The sequence below is a fragment of the Octadecabacter temperatus genome (assembly GCF_001187845.1).
Classification (GTDB): domain Bacteria; phylum Pseudomonadota; class Alphaproteobacteria; order Rhodobacterales; family Rhodobacteraceae; genus Octadecabacter; species Octadecabacter temperatus.
In genome coordinates this window covers 1502695-1521296 of record NZ_CP012160.1, presented here as the reverse complement: position 1 = coordinate 1521296, position 18602 = coordinate 1502695, and the positions used below count along the sequence as shown (strand labels likewise).

Below are 18602 nucleotides of genomic sequence, written 5' to 3'. Positions count from 1 at the left end.
GGGGTGCGCTACCTCAGCGGCAAATTAGGAGACAACCATGCCCACCGACGCCCCACAGCCGAGCTTTGTTTTGATCCGCCCGCAGATGGGCGAGAACATTGGTGCGGCGGCCCGTGCGATGTGGAATTTCGGGTTGGACCGGATGCGTATTGTCGCGCCGCGCGATGGCTGGCCGAACCCAGCGGCAGACGCAATGGCGTCAGGTGCGGGGCGTTTGTTGGACGAGGCTGAGGTGTCTGAAGACGTGGCAAGCGGGATTGCAGACCGAACATATGTGTATGCCACAACGGCACGTCCGCGTGAGCTGACCAAGCCGGTGTTTTCACCCGAAGCGGCTATGAAAGATGCAGCCGCGCGGATTGCGCGGGGTGAGAAGGTCGCCGTGATGTTTGGGCCTGAACGATCTGGGATGGAAAACGCCGATATTGCACACGCGAATGCAATTATCACGGTGCCGGTGAACCCTGAGTTTCCGTCCCTCAACCTTGCGCAGTGCGTTTTGCTTGTGGGGTATGAATGGCGACGTGCAGCAGGTGAGATTGAGGATGTTGTGGTGCAGGGTCAGACGACACAAATCGCTGATCAGCGCGACACCGAAGCCTTGGCGCGCCATTACGAAGAGCGTCTTGAAGAGGCTGGGTTCTTTTATCCAGAGCATAAGGCGGAGAATATGAAGGTGAACCTTCGCAATCTTTGGAGCCGTATGCCAATGACGCGCGCCGATGTTCAGATGCTTCATGGTGTGTTGCGCCAGTTGTTGCGTGGGAAAAGCTGAAGCTTTTGCGCCTGCGGCGGGCGGGGCACGCACCTGCAGTGCGCTTAAGAAAGAGGGGGCCAGCCCCCATCGCTGCGCGATCCCCCCGGGATATTTATGAAACAAAGACAATGTGAGCGTTTATGAACATTGCGGTGTTGGCTTTGGCTTGCCCATGCACGAGGGGCGGCATAGGTTCACCCAAAGCAAGTTTGAGGTTCGATATGGCTACCAAGCCGCGCAGTATTTTTGAAGATGTGAATGACGTACAAAAGCCCGTGGCAGCCCCAGGTGGGATTGACGCTGGCGGGAAGGGTGCTCGCGGCGCGATCCGAGTTTGGTTGATGGTGTTGTTTGCGCTGGTGGTCGTGATGATCGCAGTAGGTGGACTGACGCGGCTGACGGATTCAGGGTTATCGATTACGGAATGGGCGCCGATTTCCGGGTCTGTACCACCAATGAGTGTTGAGGCGTGGGAAGCCGAGTTTGAGGCCTATAAGCAGATTCCCGAGTACATTGAACAGAATGCCGGCATGTCACTGGGTGAGTTTAAGACAATTTACTGGTGGGAATGGGGGCATCGTCAGCTGGGGCGTTTTATTGGCGTCGTTTGGGCGTTGGGCTTCTTTTACTTTCTTTTGCGAAAGCAAATTCCGGTCGGGTGGACCGGGCGTTTGGTTCTTGTTGGCGCACTTGGTGGGCTGCAGGGCGCAATTGGCTGGTGGATGGTTCATTCTGGCCTGCAAGCGGGCATGCTGGATGTGGCGTCGTACCGTTTGGCGATCCATCTGGGGCTCGCGTTTGTGATCCTTGGGTTCATTGCATGGTTTGTGTTTTTACTTGGACGTCGTGAAGCGGATTTGATGCAAGCGCGCCGAAATGGCGAGGCCAAGCTGTTTTCGATGTCCACTGGGCTTATGCATTTTGCGTTCCTGCAAATCCTGCTTGGCGCACTAGTTGCCGGGATCGATGCAGGGCGCGCGTTTCCGACGTGGCCGTTGATGGGGGATGGATTTTTCCCGCCTGATCCGTTCCAGATTTCCCCGATCTGGCGCAATTTCTTTGAAGATGCGGGCTTGGTCCAGTTTATACACCGCATGTCTGGCTATTTGCTGTTTGCCTTTGGCGTTGTCGTTTGGCTGCGCGGGCGCAAGTCGGCCAACGGGCACACGCGCTTTGGTTTCAATGTGGTGTTTGCAGTGCTGGCGCTGCAAATGGTCATCGGCATTTTCACAGCGCTCTATTCTGCGCCGGTGCACATCGCGATCGTTCACCAATTCATGGCGGTCCTTTTGTGGGTCGCAATTCTAAGGGCGCGCTATTTGGCGCGGTATCCCCTGACACAATCCATTCGAGGAACCTGAGCCATGACTGCATATGATGATTTAATGGCGTTTCAACGCGACACGGAAGCCTTGGGCCAAGTGGCGGGTCGTTTGGGTTGGGATCAGGAAACCATGATGCCGCGGGATGCCGCACCCCAGCGTGGTGCCGAAATGGCCGCGATGGAAGGTGTGTTGCATGCGCGGCGCACCGACCCGCGGGTGGCGGATTGGCTGGCTGAGGCTGAAACCTCTGGCGAGGTTGAAGCCGCACAAGTGCGCGACATCAAGCGATCCTACGAGCGGGCGAGCAAAGTGCCAGCGGCACTGGCATCCGAGATTGCGCGGGTGACATCCCAAGCGCAGGGTAAGTGGGCCGAGGCGCGCGAAGCGGATGATTTCGCGGCCTTTGCACCTGTATTGAAAGAGGTTGTTTCCCTTAAGCGCGAAGAAGGTGCGGCGCTGTCTGCAGGCGGCGATGTCTATGACGCCATGCTTGATGACTATGAACAAGGCGCGACTGCGGCTGAGTTGAGCGCGATGTTTGATGCCTTGCGCCCGCGTTTGGTGGCGTTGCGTGAAAGCATTTTGGCCGCTGAAGCGCCAGCCGCGCTGCAAGGTAAATTTGATGAAAGCGCTCAGATGAAGCTGAGCCGTCAAATCGCCAAGACGTTTGGCTATGACATGTCCAAAGGGCGTGTTGATAAGGCGGTGCATCCGTTTTCAAGCGGTTCGGGCCTAGATGTGCGTATCACGACGCGCACGTCTGAAACCGATCCTTTCAACTGCATCTATTCAACGATCCATGAGGTCGGTCACGCGTGCTATGAACAAAATATCGACCCCGACTATCTGCTGACGCCACTGGGGCAGGGTGTGTCCATGGGTGTACATGAAAGCCAAAGCCGGATTTATGAGAACCAAATCGGGCGCGGCCGTGCGTTTACGGGCTGGCTATTTGGTCAAATGCGCGATGCGTTTGGCGATTTCGGGATTGCCGATGAAGATGCGTTCTACGCGACCGTGAACCGCGTTGAGAATGGCTATATCCGCACCGAGGCTGATGAGGTTCAGTACAATCTGCATGTGCTTTTGCGGTTTGATCTGGAACGCGCGCTGGTGTCCGGTGACATCGAAGTGGATGACCTTGAGGCTGCATGGAATGAGCGGTTTGAGGCTGACTTTGGCTTTGCCGTTGATAAGGCGAGCAACGGCGTTTTGCAGGATGTGCATTGGTCTGTTGGGTTGTTCGGATACTTCCCGACCTATTCACTGGGCAACGTTTATGCAGGCTGTCTGAACGAAGCGATGCGAAAGGGCGTTCCAGATGTGGATGCGGCGCTGGCACGTGGGGATACGTCCCATGCGACCCGTTGGTTGCGTGAGAATGTTCAAACGCATGGTGGGCTTTATGCGCCACGTGAAGTGATTGCGAAGGCCTGTGAGTTTGAACCGTCCGAAGCGCCGCTGTTGAGCTATCTTGAAGAGAAATTTAGCGGCATCTACGGGCTGTAAGTCAAACTAGTTCGACCAGTTGGGATCGCGCTTTTCTAGGAAAGCGTTGATGCCCTCATTGGTGTTGGCGTCGAGCATATTTTCAACCATGCGCGCACCTGTGTAGGTGTAGGCGTCTGCGGTGCTCATCTGTGATTGCTCATAGAAGGCCTGTTTGCCGGTTTTGACGGCGATGGGAAGTTTGTTGGCGATGGTTTCTGCCATATCGCGCGTTGCTTGGGCCAGTTGTTCTGCAGGAACTGATTTGTTGATCAGGCCAAGGGTCTGGGCCTCAACCGCGTCAATAAAGCGCCCAGTCGTCAGCATTTCGAACGCTTGTTTGCGCGGAATGTTGCGAGTGAGGGCCACCATTGGCGTTGAACAGAACAACCCGATATTCACACCATTCACGCCGAATTTGCAGGTGTCAGCAGACACCGCAAGATCACAGGTCGCGACCAACTGACACCCTGCAGCCGTGGCAATGCCGTGAGTTTGCGCAATGACCGGCTGGGGCAGCTTCTGGATCGTTTGCATCATCTTTGCGCAGCGATTGAACAGATCGCCAAGGGCAGCCGCGCCGCCATCAGCGGCCTGTCGTGCGGCCTGCATTTCACGAAGATCATGCCCAGCACAGAACGCCTTGCCCGCACCGGACAGGATAACAACGCGGGTATCTGTGTCATCCATCAGCCCGTCAAATTCAGCCTGAAGGGCGGCGATCATACCGTCGCTGAGCGCGTTTAAACGTTCTGGCGCGGTCATTTCGATATGGGCCACGCCGCTATGATCAGTTCTGTTCAGATGGGGCAACTTGTGTCTCCGCTTAGTGTCAGGCAAGTCTATGGGGTGAGGGGGCGTTTGGCTATGGAAATGAAGATGGATGCGGTTGCGCTGCAGGCGTTTTTAGAACGCGACTTTCCGCAAGTCGCGGATGATTTCGAATTTGTAGAGGTCGCGCCGCCATTTGTTACGATGGCTTTATCTGCTTCAGAAAAGCATTTGCGCCCTGGTGGGACAGTCTCAGGGCCAAGCATGTTCGCGCTGGCCGATGTCTGCGCCTATTTCTGCATCTTGTCTGTCTTGGGGCCCGTTGGATTGGCTGTTACAACCAATTGTTCCATAGATTTCATGCGCAAACCGCAACCGGGCCGTCTGCTATGCCGGATGGAACTGCTAAAGCTGGGGCGCGCTTTGGCTGTTTGCGAAGGGCGGATATTTACAGAAGGGTCTCCAGATAAACCCGTTGCGCGGGCGTCGCTGACCTATTCCATCCCGCCAAGTTCATAAAAAAGGGCCGATGACGATTGCGCGTCACCGGCCCAGTCAGGAAGTTACAAGAGTTCAGTCTTGCCAGAAGGGTTTGGACGCTTCGGTACGTGCGGTGACGCGGTCCAAACCGATGTCGTGGAGCAAATGCGCAGGCAGCCGTTTCAACTGCGTTCGGCTGCGGCGATTGTTATCCCATTTCGTCACCGTCACTGCGAATGCAACTGACCAACGAGCAACAAGCGGAAGGCTGTGTGCGCTGTGGAGGATATGCAATTGTGTCGCGTGAAGTGCGGGTGACATGGGGATGCTCCTTTATGTCATAGGGTGTTTTGTGTTGATTGTATCAATACAATTGGGCATTGTGCCGTGTAATGTTGATACAAAACGATTCCATGGCGGTAAACAGAATGATTGTACCTGATACAAAGTGGCTACCAGACCTGAAAGATAGCGGTCGATCTAAGTACAAAGCATTGGCTGAGGCGATCCGTGTTGCTGTTACCACCGGACAGTTGGAACCGGACGCGAAATTACCACCAGTACGCGAACTGGCCTACCAAATCGGCGTAACGCCGGGCACGGTTGCGCGGGCCTATAGCTTGCTGACCGATGAAGGCCGTCTGCGCGCCGAGGTCGGACGCGGTACATTCGTTGCCGGACAGGTGCGTAAAGCCCCAGCGCAGGATGTCCCCCTGATCAATACCGTCGATGAAACCTTTGCTGACTTTCGCAGCAGCCGCGTTCCAGACGTCGGGCAGGGCCGTCTGATCGATGCCGCCCTGATGGAAGTCGCATCATCCCACCGCCGCCGCCACATCAATTACCCAACTGAGGAAACTGACCTTGAGGCGCGCAACGCCGTTGTTGGTTGGCTTTCGAATGTGGACTTGGGCGCGTTCGATGCGAATGACATTGTACTTGCCAACGGCGCACAGAATGCAACGATCATGGCTCTCTTTTCCATCCTCAGCGGGCCAGCACCAGTTATTTTAACTGAAGATCTCGCTTATCCAGGGGTTCGCCATGCTGCACGCTTGTTGCGTGCCAAGGTCGTTGGCGTAGCTATGGATGATGAGGGGATCATTCCAGAAGCGTTGGCGCAGGCCTACCGCGAGCACGGCGGGCAGGTTCTGGTTACATCCGCAGAAGTTCACAGCCCAACAACGACACAGACGTCCCTAAGGCGCAAGAAAACCATTGCTGAGGTCGCGCGGTCCCTAAACCTTATGATCATTGAGGATGACTGTTACGGGCCGCTTCACACTGACATCCCAAACTACCGCGCGATCTTACCTGAACAAAGCTTCTACGTCTCTTCGCTGACAAAATCCGTAACTGGCGCGTTGCGGTTCGGGTTCGTTGTTGCACCTGCTGGGCAGGGGGCCGTGGTCCGCCAAGTCGCACAAAGTGCACATTATGGCGTGTCCCAACCGATTACGGACCTGTGCACTAAGCTGATTACCTCAGGCGTCGCTGCAAAAGTTCGGATTGATGTCACGGCTGCGGTGACGGCACGTGTGCGCTATGCTGTGAATAAGCTGGGCAGTTGGGACATTAAATGGCGCGAGGAAGCGCCGTTTCTTTGGCTGTCGCTTCCGCTAGGTTGGCGCGCCTCAAGTTTTGTGGCTGCGTGCGAACAACGCGGGGTGCTTGTTAAAGCTGCTGACGAGTTTGCATTACCCAGTGGCCGTGCGCCAAACGCAGTTCGGCTAGCAATTGGAACCTGTGTGTCTGACACGTTGTTTCAGGAAGCGGTTCAAACGATTGATGATTTGCTTAGTACTCCGCAGGGGCGGATTGATAATTGATGGGGTATTATAATACCTAATTTATAATGCATTGAAATCGTTTAACTAATGTAACTTCACACCGCTTGACCGTGTTTTCTAACCGCGTATAACGCCCCAATCGAATGACGGGCTACATGCGTGGCCCAAATACTTAGGAATGACCGATGAAAACCTTTTCTGCTACTCCGGCGGATATTGAGAAGAAATGGATCCTCGTTGACGCTGAAGGCGTTGTACTGGGCCGTCTTGCTTCCATTATCGCCATGCGCTTGCGCGGCAAGCACAAAGCAACGTTCACACCGCACATGGATATGGGCGACAACGTTATCGTAATCAACGCGGACAAGATCCAGTTGACTGGTAACAAGCGTGACAAGCCAAACTACTGGCACACAGGCACTGTTGGCGGCATCAAGTCCCGTACAACTGGTGAAATCCTCGAAGGCAAGCACCCTGAGCGTGTTGTCATGCAAGCTGTAAAGCGCATGTTGCCTGGCAACCGTTTGTCTCGCGTTCAGATGACACACTTGCGTGTGTTCGCTGGTGCTGAGCACGGCATGGAAGCCCAAAAGCCGGAAGTTCTGGATGTTGCATCCATGAACAAGAAAAACACGAGGACTTCATAATGGCTGATCAAGTAAACTCCCTCGAAGAGCTGGGCCAAGTTGCTGACAGCATCGAAACTGTCGACGCGGCACCTGAGATCACAACGATCCAACGCGAAGTCGTCAAAGACGCCCTCGGTCGTTCTTATGCGACTGGTAAGCGTAAAGATGCGATCGCACGCGTTTGGATCAAGCCAGGTTCCGGTAAAGTCATCATCAACGGCCGTGAGCAGGAAACATACTTCGCGCGTCCAGTTCTGCGCATGATCTTGCTGCAGCCATTCGAAGTAACTGCGACTGTTGGCCAGTTCGACGTTATGGCGACAGTCAAAGGCGGCGGTCTGTCTGGTCAAGCTGGTGCGGTTAAGCACGGCATCTCCAAGGCGCTTCAATTGTTTGACCCTACACACCGTGCAGCGCTTAAGGCGGCCGGCTTCATCACACGCGATAGCCGTGTTGTTGAACGTAAGAAGTACGGTAAAGCAAAAGCCCGTAAGAGCTTCCAGTTCTCTAAGCGTTAAGCTCTGGAATTACATTTTGGGGAAGGGCGTGCCACAGGGCGCGCCCTTTTTCGTTGGGAGAGTGTGCTTGCAGCGAATGTCCACTTAGAATTCCTGCTTCAATCCCCAATGCAATGCGGAAACGACTTTTTCGACGGAACCCTACGATATCTCCGTACAAGGCCTAAGGTAAACATTAGGAGGAATCCCATGCCAGCTCTACGCGTTGCAACAATCTTCATGATTGCAACTTCATCAGCCGCAGTTGCTCATGAGAACGTTACGCATACAGAAGTGAACGGGGACGTGACGTGCATTTCATCAAATGGGGCACCAGATCACGACATGGGAACTTTTCCTAATCGCGCCAATCCAAATGCATTTCGGATTCAGGATTTGACTTTCTGCTTTCCGACAGCGCCTAGCATGGCCGACACGGTCACGCGTGATTTGATGACCGTTGGCGTATCTGTCACGGGTTTCCCGATCCGACCGTATACCGCTGGTTATTATGACCCCGATGGACGGCGCGGGTTCAGCCAAGACCCGTCAAGCGGTTGGCGTCAACAGGCGATGCACAACCCTCGCAGTTTGGGCATGGACGATCAAAACGCCCATGTTGATCGATCCGGTCTGTATCATTACCACAGCGTTTCAAGTGACCTGCTGGCCTCGCAGAATGGCACATTAATCGGTTACGCACCGGACGGATTCGAGATCAAGTATAGCCCATCCACGGCAACGTCCTCGTGGCAGTAGAGGTCAGGTACCCGTCCGTCTCCTCCCCAAGGAACCTATGACGGCACCTTCGAGCAGGACTTTGAATACATCGCTGGCAGCGGAACGCTTGACGAATGCAATGGAGCGCAAGTGAATGGTGTCTATACCTACTTTGCGACGGACACCTACCCATACTTCCCCCGTTGTTTCGTGGGGCAAGTTAACCCAAGGTTCATGACGCGGAACTGATCAGCGCAATTGCTACTTGAATCGACGTGGTGGCTTTCCGACATGATTCTCGATCATCAATGGAAAAGTACGGACGATACAGACGTTCATTCCCATTTCACGAATGCCCGCTTCACCCGCAGAGCAGATCCTCTGCCATTTTGTCGACCTTCGACGCATAGAACTTCAGCCAGTTCCTCATCATTTTAATGAATACTATTCGGGGTGACGTCGCGGCTGGGGCTGGCTATGTCGCATGTACGCCGTACTTCAAGCAAATGCGCTCTAGGGTTCGGATATAACATTCTTACGGAGAGGCCAGTATGACCCGCACTGTTATCGAATCCAAAACCAAGACCGCCGTTATGGGCTTTGATGAGCCGTTCTGCGTTATTGGAGAGCGTATTAACCCGACGGGTCGCAAAATCCTGAATGAAGAACTTGAAGCGGGTGATTTCAGCCGTGTTGAAGCGGATGCGATTGCGCAGACAATGGCGGGTGCAACTGTGCTCGACATCAACTCTGGCGCTGTGTTCTCTAACAAAATGGCCGAAGATCCGCGCTATGCGGACAACAACTTCGTTGAGCCTGCTTTGATGGAAGAACTGGTGAAGCGCGTTCAGGCGATTGTGGATACCCCATTGTGCATCGACAGCTCGGTTCCGGGTGCGTTGGAAAACGGGTTGGCTGCTGCTGAAGGCCGTCCACTGTTGAACTCCGTCACGGGCGAAGAAGAACGTATGGAACTAGTTTTGCCGCTTGTGAAGAAATACAACGTGCCGGTTGTCGCGATTTCCAATGATGACACGGGTATTTCTGAAGACCCTGACGTGCGCTTTGCCGTGGCTAAGAAGATCGTGGAACGTGCCGCTGATTTCGGCATTCCAGCCCATGACATCGTGGTTGATCCACTGGTCATGCCGATTGGCGCGATGGGAACGGCGGGTTTGCAGGTGTTCACGCTTGTGCGCCGTTTGCGCGAAGAACTGGGCGTCAACACGACATGTGGCGCATCCAACATTAGTTTTGGTCTGCCGAACCGCCACGGCATCAACAACGCATTCCTGCCGATGGCGATGGCCGCTGGGATGACATCCGCGATCATGAACCCTGTGGCGCTACCGATTGGTCCCAAAAAGATCGGTGAAAAGAAGGCCGAGATCGAAGCGGCTGGCATCATCCTGCCAGAAGGTATTGATGACGAAACCTTCGTGACGCTGTTCGGCATGGGTTCAACTAAGCCACGTGCGGGTAAGGAAATGGAAGCCATTCGTGCGGCCAACTTCCTGACCAACAATGACGAAGGCGGTGCGGCTTGGATTTCCATGAACCGCGAAGCCCCGAAAGCCGGCCAAGAAGGTCGCGGTCGGGCAGGGCGCAAAGGTGGCCGTCGCCGCGGGTAACCCCAACTCGATCCTATTAATGTAGAACGCCCGCCATATTGCGCGGGCGTTTTGCGTTTCGGCGTCGAGCACGGCAATCCATACGAATTCGTATGGGATGTCTCAGGATTTCGACAATTCCTGCGTTGGCGTAGGTGATCTAAACAGTCTCCAGACACATCATGACGACAAATTTTAGCAGCTGCTTTGACGGGACCGTTTTAGCAGACGAACCCTTATTATCTGGAGAAGGACCTGACATGACTTCAACATATCCCTCACATCAACTGCCGCGCCTTGCCGGTGCATTCTATCTCGCAATCGCCTGCGTGGGCGGCTTTAGCATCGGCTATGTGCCGCAAGCGATTGTTGTCACTGGCGATGCTGCGACAACGGCCACCAATCTGTCCGCGAACCTCGGGCTGTTCAAACTCGGTGTATTGGCGGACATCTTTGTCATCTTGTTTGAGGTTGCCCTGACCGCAATCTTGTTCGTGATGTTCAAGAAAGTCAGCCCCGTTCTTTCTAGCACCGCAATGATAGCGCGGGCAGGGATGGCCATTGTTATGGGGCTGAACGTGCTGATCTGGGTCATGCCGCTGACATTCTTGGATGATCTATCGGGGCGGGCGGCAGAGATGATGATGCTCTTTGACGCACATGCACTTGGCATCTTTGTTTGGCAGCTGTTCTTTGGCGTTCATCTGTTGGCGCTCGGCGCGGCGATCCTGCGTTCGGACCTCGCGCCAAAATTGCTGGGCTGGGGGCTGTTTATCGGCGCGTTCGGCTATCTGGTGCAGGGCATCGCGAAGCTGATGTTCGTTGAAATCGCCGCCCTGAATTATGCGATCATCGGACTATTGGTCATCGTTACACTTGCCGAGCTTAGCTTTGCGGTTTGGCTGTTGATCTGGGGGCCAAAACGTTTCGCATCAGCGCAGCGCTAGTGAACTGGGCGTCGGTGCGCTGATTAGAACAGATGCCACACGGCGCCCAAAAGCGCCAAAACCAACAATGCCGCAATCGGGCCAAGCGAAAGCATGAAGCCAGTTCCACGCTTTGTTGGGGCATTCATGTAGGCCTGTTGGTACAGCGTGCGTCCTACCAGATAAACGATGCCGATTGGTGCAATTAGCCAAGCCGGCCAGTATTTCCCAGCCAATAACAGCACTGGAATGAGCGCGATCATAAGCTCAAGCGTGTTCATCTGGACGCGAAACGCCCGCTCAAACCCGTCATCGCCTGTCATTGTCGGTGCCTTCAGACCGGACTTTTGGCGCTGCATGCCAACTAAGTAACCAAAATACAGGAATTGGGCGACGGCAAGAAGAGCGATGATTTCGATCAAGGGCATTGATAACTATCCTAAAAATTGAGGTGTGTGGTGAAAACGGGAGATCAATACCCACGCCAAATCCAGCCGCCACCAAAGATGCGCGAGCTGTCATTGTCATAAAATACGCAAGCCTGACCCGGTGCGACGCCTTCTTCAGGGGTCAGCAGATCGACTTCGGCAGTCGTGGCGCTCAAGGGGCGGACGACGGCTTCCATCGGGGGCTTGGTGGAACGCACCTTCACCGAGATATGGTGCTCAGCCACGTCATCAAATGCACCGTCACCCAGCCAGTTGATTTCGCGCACGGGGATGGTCCGCGTTGTCAGCATCTCTTTTGGCCCGACGATGACATGCTTTTTGTCGACATCCAGTTTAACCACATAAAGCGGCGTGGCCAAACCACCGATGCCAAGCCCGCGCCTTTGGCCGATAGTGTAGTGAATAACACCGTTGTGTTGCGCCAAGACTTTGCCATCTGTGTCGACGATATCGCCAGGTTCCGCCGCACCAGGGCGCAGCTTTTCGATGACCGCAGCATAGTTGCCGTTTGGCACAAAACAGATGTCTTGCGAGTCCGGCTTATCCGCCAGCGCCAGCCCATATTTGCGCGCCAATTCGCGGGTCTGTTCTTTGGACGCGTGGTGGCCCAATGGAAAGCGTAGGTAATCCAGCTGTTCAGGTGTCGTGGAAAACAGGAAGTAGCTTTGATCTTTGGAGGCGTCCGCGGCTGAGTGTAGCTCGGCCCCGTCGTTTCCAACCATCCGTTGAATATAGTGACCCGTCGCCATGCAGTCGGCGTCCAAATCCTTGGCCGTTTCCAGTAGGTCTTTGAATTTCACGCGCTCATTACAGCGAATGCATGGCACGGGCGTTGCCCCCGCCAGATAGCTGTCGGCAAATTCGTCAATCACAGCTTCTTTGAACGTGTTCTCATAGTCCAAAACGTAATGCGGGAAATTCATTTCTTCAGCGACACGGCGCGCATCATGAATATCGCGCCCCGCGCAGCAGGCACCCTTTTTGGCCAAAGCAGCGCCGTGATCGTAAAGCTGCAACGTGACACCAACCACGTCATAACCTTCCTCTGCCAACATCGCGGCAACAACGGAACTGTCCACGCCGCCCGACATCGCAACAACGACACGAGTTTCGGACGGGGGCTTGGCAAAGCCGAGGGAATTTAGCGGATGATCAAGAGGCATAGGGCGTCCTAGCGGGAATATCAGTTGGAATATAGGAAAAGTGTAATCACTCTCAAGGGGCAGCTTTACCTCTCATTAGGCCGTTAGCTGCAAAAAGCATCCCATGAAAGACCACATAGGGGTGTGAGAGATGTATTTACGTAAAATTGACGGGCCAAGGTCCGTAAAACTTCCAGATGGAACTATGATGACGCGGGCAGACCTGCCTGCGCCAGAAACGCGCCGATGGGTCGCGTCGCGCAAAGCCTTAGTTGTGCGCGCGGTGGTGTATGGGTTGCTGTCGCGCGATGAAGCCCAAGACGTGTATGGGCTTTCGGGGGATGAGTTGACTGAATGGGAATCAGCAGTGCGCGACCATGGCGAAGTTGCATTAAAGGCAACATCGCTGCAAAAATACCGGCAACTTTAGGTAGAGTTGTAAAGTTAAATGTGTACGGTAACGTGTAGTTAACCATTGTTGCCCTAGGGTCTTCTTAGACACCGAAAGAGCGGAGAAGGCTAAATGCGCGTATTGCTGGTAGAAGATGATCCATCCACGGCCAAAAGCATCGAGTTGATGCTGAGCCATGCAAACCTGAACGTCTATACGACGGATCTAGGTGAAGAGGGGATCGATCTCGCAAAACTATATGATTACGATTTGATCCTTCTTGATATCAATTTGCCCGATATGAACGGGCACGAAGTTTTGCGCCAGTTGCGACTTAGCCGGATTGAAACACCAATACTGATCCTGTCAGGCGAAGATGGCACTGAAAGTAAGCTCAAGGGGTTTGGCTTTGGTGCAGACGATTACATGACCAAGCCATTCCACCGCGAAGAACTGGTCGCACGGATCCATGCGATTATCCGACGTTCAAAAGGTCACGCACAATCCATTATTAAAACCGGATCCATTGCTGTGAACCTTGATGCCAAAACGGTTGAAGCAGACGGCAGCCCGGTTCACTTGACTGGCAAAGAATACCAAATGCTTGAGCTTCTTAGCCTGCGCAAAGGCACCACGCTGACAAAAGAGATGTTTCTGAACCACCTTTACGGCGGCATGGACGAGCCTGAATTGAAGATCATCGATGTGTTCATCTGTAAACTTCGCAAAAAGCTCTCTGAGGCAACAAACGGGGACAACCACATCGAAACTGTTTGGGGACGTGGTTATGTGCTGCGTGACCCTGAAACAATGAGCATGCAAGACGCCGAGAAAATCGCAATCGGTGCCTAGCGCAATTTTTGTCTACGGCAAATCACTCACGGAGTGCCAAGACATTCGATGCGGGTCAGGGCTGGACCTGCCTCTGTCACAGACCTATCACTAGGCTAAAGGTTAATCGCTTTAGCAACGTCGGGGGTAGGGTGTGACCGCAGAGATATCGGTGAAAAATCTGACCCAAAATGAGGCCGCGCAGGAACTTGCGCGGCTTGCTCCGCTTTTGGCGCAGGCCAATGACGACTATCACCAAGCGGATGCGCCACAGATTTCAGATGCCGCTTATGACCAGCTGAAACGGCGTATGGCAGCAATCGAAGCGCAGTTCCCTGACTTAAAGCAGTCCGACAGCCCAACCGAGAAAGTCGGGGCGGCCCCGTCAGATGGTTTTGGAAAAATCCAGCATGAAGTTCGTATGTTGTCGCTTGGCAATGCTTTCGAAGATGATGATGTCGTTGAGTTTGATCAATCGGTTCGAAAGTTCTTGGGCCTAAACGCGGGTGCTTTGATCTACACAGCCGAACCCAAGATCGACGGGCTTTCACTGTCGTTGAGGTATGAAAACGGTAAACTCATGCAGGCTGCTACACGTGGTGATGGCAGCACTGGGGAAAACGTAACCGAGAATGCGCTAACCATCGAAGACATCCCGCATACCCTTTCAGGCGCCCCAGAAGTTCTTGAGGTGCGCGGTGAAGTTTACATGTCACACGCGGATTTCGACGCGCTCAATGTACGGCAAACCGAAGCGGGCGCCAAAACATTTGCGAACCCACGCAACGCCGCCGCCGGGTCATTGCGCCAGTTGGATGCGCGCATCACACGTTCACGCCCCCTTAAGTTTTTCGCCTACGCTTGGGGTGCTTTGTCTGAACCCCTCGCGCAAACCCAATCGGACGCTATCGAGCGGTTAAAAACACTTGGGTTTCAAACCAACCCACTGACCCAATCCTGCGCCGGCCTCAGCGCGATGATCAGGCATTACCGCGACATCGAAGCCCAACGCGCGACCCTTGGGTATGACATTGACGGCGTTGTTTATAAGGTTGATGACCTCGCGTTACAGGCGCGGCTCGGCTTTCGATCGACCACGCCACGCTGGGCTATAGCCCATAAATTTCCTGCTGAATTAGCTTGGACGACCCTTGAAGCAATCGATATTCAGGTTGGACGCACAGGTGCCCTCAGCCCTGTTGCACGTCTGAAACCTGTCACGGTCGGCGGGGTCGTCGTGTCTAACGCGACGCTGCATAATGAGGACTACATCCAAGGGCGCGGTAACAAGGGCGAGGCCATTCGCGACGGCAAAGACATCCGTGTCGGCGATTGGGTTCAGGTTTACCGCGCGGGAGATGTCATCCCGAAAGTTGCCGATGTTGACCTGAGCAAACGACCGGATGACAGCGTTCGCTACAGATTCCCCAGTGTTTGCCCGAAGTGCGGTTCAGCAGCGGTGCGTGACGAAGGGGACGCTGTTCGCCGATGCACAGGTGGTTTGATTTGTCCCGCGCAAGCCGTTGAAAAGTTAAAGCATTTTGTGTCCCGTGCCGCCTTTGATATTGAGGGTTTGGGCGCAAAGCAGATCGAAGCCTTTTACGAAGACGACCAACTGCCCGTTAAAGAACCTGCTGAAATTTTCACGCTACGCGCCCGAGACGCTGAGAACTTTACCAAGCTTGCGAACCGTGATGGTTGGGGTGACACAAGTGTCGCCAAGCTCTGGCAGGCCATTGACGAAAAAAGAAAAATTCCAATGGCGCGTTTGATTTTCGGCCTTGGTATTCGTCACATAGGTGAAGTTACGGCGCAGGATCTTGCGCGCCATTATGGAGATTGGGACGCGTTCGCGGACAATATCACAAAGGCACGCCCTGCGGCTTTGGCGCATCGCGCGGCGGATGTGGCCGAGGACAATGAACGCGTTGAAGCGGTGCGTGATGGGCGCCGCGCTCGGCTTGCGGATACGCGAAAAGCAGTCATTCAAGCGGCGAAGGTGCCATTTGATGCTGCGCGCGCTTGGGCGTTTTTGATCGACGCGGATGGGATCGGCGCGACAGTGGCCTTGTCGGTGTCGGATGCACTGGCAAACCCCGACGAACGTGCGGCGATTGACCGGTTGGTCGAGGCGCTAGAGGATATTCAACCGCCTGAAGCACGTGATACAAACAGCCCCGTGGCGGGCAAAACTGTCGTGTTTACAGGGACGCTTGAAAAAATGACCCGTGCGGAGGCAAAGGCCCGTGCCGAAATGCTTGGCGCGAAGGTGAGCGGATCGGTGAGTGCCAAGACGGACCTGTTGGTCGCGGGCCCGGGGGCTGGTTCAAAGGCGAAAAAGGCCGCTGACCTAGGGATTGAAACCATAGATGAGGACGGCTGGCTGGCGCTGACAAGCGGCGTATGAGCGCGCCGAGTGGCAGACCAGAGGTTCTTTGGCCGCTGTTTGGGAGCCTAGAAAGCCTTGATGGGATTGGCCCGAAATCAGCGCAGGCCCTTGTCGCGGCGCATATCGAAAAGCCGCGTGATTTGCTGTTCACACTGCCGCATTCTGGTGTCGACCGTCGTAGGCGTGCGTCCATTCTTGAGGTGCAAGCGCCCGCTGTTTGCACCGTGGAAGTGACCGTTGGCCAGCACAATGCGCCGTCTCAGCGGGGGCGTCCGTACCGTGTGATGGTCGAGGATGCACAAACGACGTTCCAGTTGGTGTTCTTTCGCAGTCACGGGGAATACCTTCGAAAACAATTGCCTACGGGGCAACGACGTGTGGTTTCGGGTAAGATCGAGCTCTTTGATGGTGTCGGCCAGATGGTTCATCCAGACCATATTCTGACACCGGATGAGGCGGAACAGATTCCGTTGTTCGAACCGGTGTACCCGCTGACAGGCACGGTGACCCAAAAGGCGATGTTTAAGGCAACGGCGGATGTTTTGGCACAAGCGCCGGACCTGCCTGAGTGGATTGACCCGGCGCTGCGCGCGCGCGAGGGCTGGCCAGAGTGGAATGCGGCATTGGCACAGGCGCACCGTCCGATGTCCTCGGCTGAGCTTGCGACGACAGCCGCAGCGCGGCAACGCTTGGCGTATGATGAAGTCTTGGCGCATCAACTGACGCTCGCGCTTGCACGTGCGCAACAACGCCGCGGTAAGGGGCGGGCGACTGTTGGGGATGGGTCCAAGCAGCGCGAGGTGCTGGCGTCGCTTGGGTTTGCGCCCACTGGTGCGCAGGTTCGTGCGACGGCTGAGATCGCTGAAGATCTGGCAAAGCCGCACCGGATGAACCGCCTTCTGCAAGGGGACGTTGGGTCCGGCAAAACACTGGTCGCGTTGTTGGCACTGCTGAACGCGGTTGAGGCTGGCGGGCAGGGCGTGATGATGGCCCCGACAGAAATCCTTGCGCGTCAACATCTTGAAGGGTTACAGCCGCTCGCAGCTGAGGCGGGTGTCGTGTTGGAAATATTGACAGGGCGCGACAAAGGGGCGGAGCGCAAAGCGAAGCTGGAGGCACTTGAAGCGGGCGACATTCACATTCTGGTTGGCACCCATGCGGTGTTCCAAAAGGATGTGGAATTCGCCGACTTACGCCTTGCGATCATTGACGAACAACACCGCTTCGGCGTCGCACAGCGTATGGAATTGGGAGCCAAAGGCGCTGCGGTTGATGTGCTGGTGATGACGGCCACGCCGATCCCTAGATCGCTGGCATTGGCGCAATACGGCGACATGGACGTCAGTGTGTTGGATGAAAAACCACCGGGCCGCAGCCCTGTGACGACCGCTTTGGTCGCGACATCAAAGATGGACGCGGTGGTGGACCGCCTGCGCGCTGCCGTGGCCGAGGGGCGGCAATGTTACTGGGTCTGCCCATTGGTTGAGGAGTCAGAGGTCAGCGACAAGACCGCCGCCGAGGAACGTTTTAAACGTCTACGTGCGGCATTGGGTGAGGGCGTTGTTGGTTTGGTTCACGGCCAGATGCCCCCCAGCGACAAAGACGCGGCCATGCGCGATTTCGTGAGCGGCCAGACAAAAGTGTTGGTCGCAACAACGGTGATTGAGGTTGGGGTGAACGTCCCGAATGCCTCGATCATGGTGATTGAACGCGCCGAAAGCTTCGGCCTTGCCCAACTTCACCAGTTGCGCGGGCGGGTCGGGCGTGGGTCTGCTAAGTCCACCTGTTTGCTGATGTATCAAGCGCCGCTGTCAGAAACCGGCCGACAACGGCTTGAGATCATGCGCGAAACCGAAGACGGGTTCCGCATTTCTGAAGAAGACCTTGCGATGCGCGGGGCGGGTGATGTCATTGGCACCGCGCAATCTGGCCTGCCAAGGTTCCGGATTGCTGATCTTGAACGGCAAACTGCCCTCATGGCGCTGGCCCAATCCGACGCTCGAAAATTGCTTTTGGACGATCCGACACTGGAATTTGAGCGTGGAACAGCCGCGCGAACGCTTTTATGGCTCATGGAACAGGATAGGGCTATTCGTTTAATTTCAGTAGGTTAAGCCTATTCAGAACATTTTGTTCACCTTTGTTCTCATAAAGTTCTTGCATTGTGAATTGGTTAATGAGAACAAAGGGGCAACAAAGAGAACATCACTGAGGAGCAGCACCATGGCGAAAGAAATCAAAAGCGTATTTGTTCGGTCAGCTGACACGATCATCGCGGATGCCATCGGTATGGCGGCCCTTGTTGTGATGCTTTTCGCGGCCCTGAGCCTGCCCAACGTCATCTAATACCTGTCTGTCTACCTTCGCGTTTCGTGCCGGTTTTCCCAGATCTTCTGTCCCACCTTAC

At 55.0% G+C, this 18602-nt stretch carries 18 protein-coding genes and 1 pseudogene; 15 read left to right on the top strand and 4 right to left on the bottom strand.

Annotated elements, in window-relative coordinates:
* The first annotated feature begins 37 nt into the window (after positions 1-37).
* The 3 genes from OSB_RS07620 (at position 38) to OSB_RS07610 (ending at position 3591) form a co-directional block, all read left to right on the top strand.
* Positions 38-775, top strand: coding sequence for an RNA methyltransferase (locus tag OSB_RS07620; RefSeq protein WP_049834426.1), 738 nt, complete (start codon positions 38-40; stop codon positions 773-775).
* A 203-nt stretch (positions 776-978) separates the two neighbouring features.
* Positions 979-2118 carry a heme A synthase gene (ctaA, locus tag OSB_RS07615; protein WP_049834425.1) on the top strand — a complete coding sequence of 380 codons (1140 nt, stop codon included), beginning with the start codon at positions 979-981 and terminating at the stop codon, positions 2116-2118.
* A gap of 3 nt (positions 2119-2121) precedes the next feature.
* Positions 2122-3591 carry a carboxypeptidase M32 gene (locus tag OSB_RS07610; RefSeq protein ID WP_049834424.1) on the top strand — a complete coding sequence of 490 codons (1470 nt, stop codon included), beginning with the start codon at positions 2122-2124 and terminating at the stop codon, positions 3589-3591.
* Positions 3592-3597: 6 nt separating this feature from the next.
* Here OSB_RS07610 and OSB_RS07605 read toward each other — a convergent pair whose 3' ends face one another.
* The gene (locus tag OSB_RS07605) at positions 3598-4383 is read right to left on the bottom strand and encodes an enoyl-CoA hydratase (RefSeq protein ID WP_074202207.1); all 786 of its coding nucleotides are present in this window, start codon (positions 4381-4383) and stop codon (positions 3598-3600) included.
* A gap of 54 nt (positions 4384-4437) precedes the next feature.
* Here OSB_RS07605 and OSB_RS07600 point away from each other — a divergent pair, with 54 nt between their 5' ends.
* Positions 4438-4860, top strand: coding sequence for a PaaI family thioesterase (locus tag OSB_RS07600; protein ID WP_049834422.1), 423 nt, complete (start codon positions 4438-4440; stop codon positions 4858-4860).
* A gap of 54 nt (positions 4861-4914) precedes the next feature.
* Here OSB_RS07600 and OSB_RS07595 read toward each other — a convergent pair whose 3' ends face one another.
* Complete coding sequence (locus OSB_RS07595) at positions 4915-5142, bottom strand: DUF1127 domain-containing protein (RefSeq protein WP_049834421.1); 228 nt, start codon at positions 5140-5142, stop codon at positions 4915-4917.
* Positions 5143-5249: 107 nt separating this feature from the next.
* Here OSB_RS07595 and OSB_RS07590 point away from each other — a divergent pair, with 107 nt between their 5' ends.
* The 6 genes and pseudogenes from OSB_RS07590 to OSB_RS07565 all read left to right on the top strand — a co-directional run bounded on the left by OSB_RS07590 (position 5250) and on the right by OSB_RS07565 (position 11014).
* Positions 5250-6650 carry an aminotransferase-like domain-containing protein gene (locus tag OSB_RS07590; RefSeq protein ID WP_049836091.1) on the top strand — a complete coding sequence of 467 codons (1401 nt, stop codon included), beginning with the start codon at positions 5250-5252 and terminating at the stop codon, positions 6648-6650.
* A 146-nt stretch (positions 6651-6796) separates the two neighbouring features.
* Positions 6797-7258, top strand: a complete 462-nt coding sequence (gene rplM, locus OSB_RS07585) for a 50S ribosomal protein L13 (RefSeq protein ID WP_049834420.1) — start codon at positions 6797-6799, stop codon at positions 7256-7258.
* Positions 7258-7758 (top strand): 30S ribosomal protein S9, encoded by a 501-nt coding sequence (rpsI, locus tag OSB_RS07580; protein WP_049834419.1) that lies wholly within the window; start codon positions 7258-7260, stop codon positions 7756-7758. The genes rplM and rpsI overlap by 1 nt, the downstream gene beginning before the upstream one ends.
* 108 nt (positions 7759-7866) lie before the next feature.
* A pseudogene (locus OSB_RS16855) lies at positions 7867-8706 on the top strand (YHYH protein).
* A gap of 302 nt (positions 8707-9008) precedes the next feature.
* Complete coding sequence (locus OSB_RS07570) at positions 9009-10088, top strand: methyltetrahydrofolate cobalamin methyltransferase (RefSeq protein ID WP_049834417.1); 1080 nt, start codon at positions 9009-9011, stop codon at positions 10086-10088.
* A 239-nt stretch (positions 10089-10327) separates the two neighbouring features.
* On the top strand, positions 10328-11014 hold the full coding sequence (locus OSB_RS07565) for a DUF4386 domain-containing protein (RefSeq protein WP_049834416.1): 687 nt from the start codon (positions 10328-10330) through the stop codon (positions 11012-11014).
* Between the two features lie 23 nt (positions 11015-11037).
* On the opposite strand, the gene OSB_RS07560 is transcribed toward OSB_RS07565, so the two are convergent.
* Both OSB_RS07560 and mnmA read right to left on the bottom strand, forming a co-directional pair.
* Entirely contained in the window at positions 11038-11421 is a 384-nt protein-coding gene (locus tag OSB_RS07560) for an MAPEG family protein (protein WP_049834415.1), read from the bottom strand.
* A 44-nt stretch (positions 11422-11465) separates the two neighbouring features.
* Positions 11466-12605 carry a tRNA 2-thiouridine(34) synthase MnmA gene (gene mnmA / locus OSB_RS07555; RefSeq protein WP_049834414.1) on the bottom strand — a complete coding sequence of 380 codons (1140 nt, stop codon included), beginning with the start codon at positions 12603-12605 and terminating at the stop codon, positions 11466-11468.
* Between the two features lie 130 nt (positions 12606-12735).
* Here mnmA and sciP point away from each other — a divergent pair, with 130 nt between their 5' ends.
* The 5 genes from sciP (at position 12736) to OSB_RS16920 (ending at position 18541) form a co-directional block, all read left to right on the top strand.
* The gene (gene sciP / locus OSB_RS07550) at positions 12736-13014 is read left to right on the top strand and encodes a CtrA inhibitor SciP (protein ID WP_049834413.1); all 279 of its coding nucleotides are present in this window, start codon (positions 12736-12738) and stop codon (positions 13012-13014) included.
* A gap of 93 nt (positions 13015-13107) precedes the next feature.
* The gene (gene ctrA / locus OSB_RS07545) at positions 13108-13827 is read left to right on the top strand and encodes a response regulator transcription factor CtrA (protein WP_049834412.1); all 720 of its coding nucleotides are present in this window, start codon (positions 13108-13110) and stop codon (positions 13825-13827) included.
* Between the two features lie 133 nt (positions 13828-13960).
* On the top strand, positions 13961-16213 hold the full coding sequence (gene ligA, locus OSB_RS07540) for an NAD-dependent DNA ligase LigA (RefSeq protein WP_049834411.1): 2253 nt from the start codon (positions 13961-13963) through the stop codon (positions 16211-16213).
* Entirely contained in the window at positions 16210-18309 is a 2100-nt protein-coding gene (recG, locus tag OSB_RS07535; protein ID WP_049834410.1) for an ATP-dependent DNA helicase RecG, read from the top strand. The genes ligA and recG overlap by 4 nt, the downstream gene beginning before the upstream one ends.
* Positions 18310-18418: 109 nt before the next feature.
* Positions 18419-18541, top strand: a complete 123-nt coding sequence (locus OSB_RS16920) for a hypothetical protein (protein ID WP_268794153.1) — start codon at positions 18419-18421, stop codon at positions 18539-18541.
* Positions 18542-18602 lie beyond the last annotated feature (61 nt).

Coding starts and splice junctions, on each gene's coding strand:
- OSB_RS07620 (WP_049834426.1), top strand. CDS start 38: ATGCCCACCGACGCCCCACAGCCGAGCTTTGTTTTGATCCGCCCGCAG.
- OSB_RS07610 (WP_049834424.1), top strand. CDS start 2,122: ATGACTGCATATGATGATTTAATGGCGTTTCAACGCGACACGGAAGCC.
- rpsI (WP_049834419.1), top strand. CDS start 7,258: ATGGCTGATCAAGTAAACTCCCTCGAAGAGCTGGGCCAAGTTGCTGAC.
- OSB_RS07570 (WP_049834417.1), top strand. CDS start 9,009: ATGACCCGCACTGTTATCGAATCCAAAACCAAGACCGCCGTTATGGGC.
- OSB_RS07560 (WP_049834415.1), bottom strand. CDS start 11,421: ATGCCCTTGATCGAAATCATCGCTCTTCTTGCCGTCGCCCAATTCCTG.
- OSB_RS07600 (WP_049834422.1), top strand. CDS start 4,438: ATGGAAATGAAGATGGATGCGGTTGCGCTGCAGGCGTTTTTAGAACGC.
- OSB_RS07595 (WP_049834421.1), bottom strand. CDS start 5,142: ATGTCACCCGCACTTCACGCGACACAATTGCATATCCTCCACAGCGCA.
- sciP (WP_049834413.1), top strand. CDS start 12,736: ATGTATTTACGTAAAATTGACGGGCCAAGGTCCGTAAAACTTCCAGAT.
- OSB_RS07565 (WP_049834416.1), top strand. CDS start 10,328: ATGACTTCAACATATCCCTCACATCAACTGCCGCGCCTTGCCGGTGCA.
- ctrA (WP_049834412.1), top strand. CDS start 13,108: ATGCGCGTATTGCTGGTAGAAGATGATCCATCCACGGCCAAAAGCATC.
- OSB_RS07590 (WP_049836091.1), top strand. CDS start 5,250: ATGATTGTACCTGATACAAAGTGGCTACCAGACCTGAAAGATAGCGGT.
- mnmA (WP_049834414.1), bottom strand. CDS start 12,605: ATGCCTCTTGATCATCCGCTAAATTCCCTCGGCTTTGCCAAGCCCCCG.
- ctaA (WP_049834425.1), top strand. CDS start 979: ATGGCTACCAAGCCGCGCAGTATTTTTGAAGATGTGAATGACGTACAA.
- OSB_RS16920 (WP_268794153.1), top strand. CDS start 18,419: ATGGCGAAAGAAATCAAAAGCGTATTTGTTCGGTCAGCTGACACGATC.
- rplM (WP_049834420.1), top strand. CDS start 6,797: ATGAAAACCTTTTCTGCTACTCCGGCGGATATTGAGAAGAAATGGATC.
- recG (WP_049834410.1), top strand. CDS start 16,210: ATGAGCGCGCCGAGTGGCAGACCAGAGGTTCTTTGGCCGCTGTTTGGG.